The sequence below is a fragment of the Mycobacterium sp. 1423905.2 genome (assembly GCF_001673155.1).
Classification (GTDB): domain Bacteria; phylum Actinomycetota; class Actinomycetes; order Mycobacteriales; family Mycobacteriaceae; genus Mycobacterium.
The window spans coordinates 1-2,277 of sequence record NZ_LZLE01000361.1; the positions used below are offsets into that span (position 1 = coordinate 1).

At 67.1% G+C, this 2,277-nt stretch carries 4 protein-coding genes; 3 read left to right on the plus strand and 1 reads right to left on the minus strand.

The window, feature by feature from the left end:
* Window positions 1–629, plus strand: a 629-nt coding sequence (locus A9W95_RS24990; RefSeq protein WP_156746398.1) for a glycerate kinase, incomplete at its 5' end; no start/stop codon positions are given.
* Between the two features lie 80 nt (window positions 630–709).
* Window positions 710–1,066, plus strand: a complete 357-nt coding sequence (locus tag A9W95_RS24995) for an iron-sulfur cluster assembly accessory protein (RefSeq protein WP_067418934.1) — start codon at window positions 710–712, stop codon at window positions 1,064–1,066.
* A 41-nt stretch (window positions 1,067–1,107) separates the two neighbouring features.
* Here the strand turns inward: A9W95_RS24995 and A9W95_RS25000 are convergent, their stop codons facing one another.
* The gene (locus A9W95_RS25000) at window positions 1,108–1,755 is read right to left on the minus strand and encodes a hypothetical protein (RefSeq protein ID WP_067418935.1); all 648 of its coding nucleotides are present in this window, start codon (window positions 1,753–1,755) and stop codon (window positions 1,108–1,110) included.
* A 204-nt stretch (window positions 1,756–1,959) separates the two neighbouring features.
* On the opposite strand from A9W95_RS25000, the gene A9W95_RS25005 reads away from it, so the two are divergent.
* On the plus strand, window positions 1,960–2,277 hold a 318-nt coding region (locus A9W95_RS25005), incomplete at its 3' end, for a PfkB family carbohydrate kinase (RefSeq protein ID WP_253851757.1).

Sequence of the window (2,277 nt, forward strand, 5' to 3'; positions counted from 1 at the left end):
TCGGCGGCCTGGACGAAGCCCGTAACCGGTTGGCCGAAGTGGAACTGATTGCCGCCTCGGATACCGAATATCCCCTGCTGGGACCGTGGGGGGCGTCCCGGGTCTTCGCGCCGCAGAAGGGCGCCGATACGGCCACCGTCGCCAAGCTCGAAGTGCGGTTGGAGTCGTGGGCGCTGGAATTGGATGCCGCGGCGGGTCGCGACGTGAGCGCGGAACCGGGCGCCGGTGCGGCCGGGGGCATCGGCGCGGGCCTGCTGGCCCTCGGCGGCCGGTGCGAATCCGGAGCGGCGATCATCGCCGAGCTCACCCACCTCGATGATGACCTCGCCGACGCCGAACTGATTGTCACCGGTGAGGGAAAGTTCGACGAGCAGTCCCTGCACGGCAAGGTGGTGGGCGAGATCGCCGCGGCCGCCCAGCCGTTGGGCATCCCGGTGATCGTGCTGGCCGGGCAGGTGTCGCTGGACAAATCCTCGACCCGGCTGTCGGGCATCATGTCGGCGTTGTCGATGGCCGAATACGCCGGTTCGGTGGGTCTGGCGCTGGCCGATGCGGCCAATCAACTGATGGGATTGGCCTCCGAGGTGGCCGCGCGGCTCGGGAATAGCGGCCCGCCGGGGTACCGTTGAGGTAGTGGGTTTCCCCTGAGCGGGTCCCGGACAGGATCGAGCCGGGCGACCCATCCGACAATGAGCATGTAGGAGAAGCAATGACGGTGCAGAACGAGTCGACCGCCAAGACGCACGGCGTGATCCTGACCGAGGCCGCTGCCGCCAAGGCGAAGTCGCTGCTCGACCAGGAGGGGCGGGACGATCTGTCCCTGCGGATCGCCGTTCAGCCCGGCGGCTGCGCGGGGCTGCGCTACAACCTCTTCTTCGACGACCGGACGCTGGACGGCGACCTGACGGCCGAGTTCGGCGGGGTGACCTTGACGGTGGACCGGATGAGCGCGCCGTACGTGGAAGGCGCGTCGATCGACTTCGTCGACACCATCGAGAAGCAGGGCTTCACCATCGACAACCCCAACGCCACGGGCTCGTGCGCGTGCGGGGATTCGTTTAACTGATCGAATCGGTTTGACCGGGTCGGGCTTGGATCTCGGCCCGGTTAATACTGTCCTGCGGTGCGCAGCACGTAGGAGCACACCAAGATCTGCCCGCGCTGGAAGAGCAGCTGAGCCAGACCCTGCACTTGACCGCGCGGCGGGCCGCCGGTTGCCGGCACGACTTGCATGCTGAACAAGACCTGGGCCTGGTATTGCGACCAATAGACAATCTTGTCGACCGAGGTGACGGTGACCTCAGAGAACTGCTTGCGGAAAGCGTCGCTGCTGAGCTTGGCCAACGCCTGATCGGAGCGTTTGTCCTTCACCGCGTCATAGATGCCGCACAGCGCGTTGCGGACGATGGCGTCGGTGTCCTTGTGCACCAGCGCGTCCAGGTATCCCTGAATCGCCGTCTTCGCCGTTGCCTCGGTGAACGAAGCGCCGGTGCTGGCGCCGTTGGTGCGCACCCCGTACACGATGGCCGCGGTCAGTCCCGCGACCAGCGCGACGGCCAGCAGCAGCCCGATCAGCAGCCGTTTGGGCCGGCGCTTGGGGTAGGTGGGCGGCGTCGTGCCGGGGGAGGAGAACGCCAGCTGACCTTCGCCCGGTTCGGCGGGGAAGTCCAGAGTGGGCGGCTGTTCCGAGTAGGGATGCGGCTGCTGAGGCCCGTCGGCACCGACACCATGGTTCGGCGGATGCGGACCGGCCATCGTTGTTCTCCTACGCTGGTGGTGAGGGCGGCGAGCGGGTGTCGCCCGAGCAGGGGGATTCCGGCGACCAGGTGAGCTCTCCGAGCAGGCTAGCGCAACGGCGGTGACCGGCCCCCGGATGTCGGCCCCTGGGCGACGGCGTTGGTCGCCGGGCCGATCCCCATGAGAGGCTAGACGACCTTAGGAACGAAGGATGGAGATTCAGTGACGATCGCGGTAACGGGTTCCATTGCCACAGACCATTTAATGCGGTTCCCGGGCAAGTTCTCCGAGCAGCTGCTGCCCGAACATCTGCACAAGGTGTCGCTGAGCTTCCTGGTCGACGACCTGGTGGTGCACCGCGGCGGAGTCGCCGGAAACATCGCGTTCGCGATCGGCGTGCTGGGCGGTGACGCCGCGTTGGTCGGCGCGGCGGGCGAGGACTTCGCCGACTACCGCGACTGGCTGCAGAAGCACGGGGTCAACTGCGACAACGTCCTGATCTCCGAGAGCGCACACACGGCGCGGTTCACCTGCACCACC

What these genes read in the sequence shown, in the direction of transcription:
- A9W95_RS25000 (WP_067418935.1), bottom strand. Translation starts at nt 1,755, where the DNA reads ATGGCCGGTCCGCATCCGCCGAACCATGGTGTCGGTGCCGACGGGCCT.
- A9W95_RS24995 (WP_067418934.1), top strand. Translation starts at nt 710, where the DNA reads ATGACGGTGCAGAACGAGTCGACCGCCAAGACGCACGGCGTGATCCTG.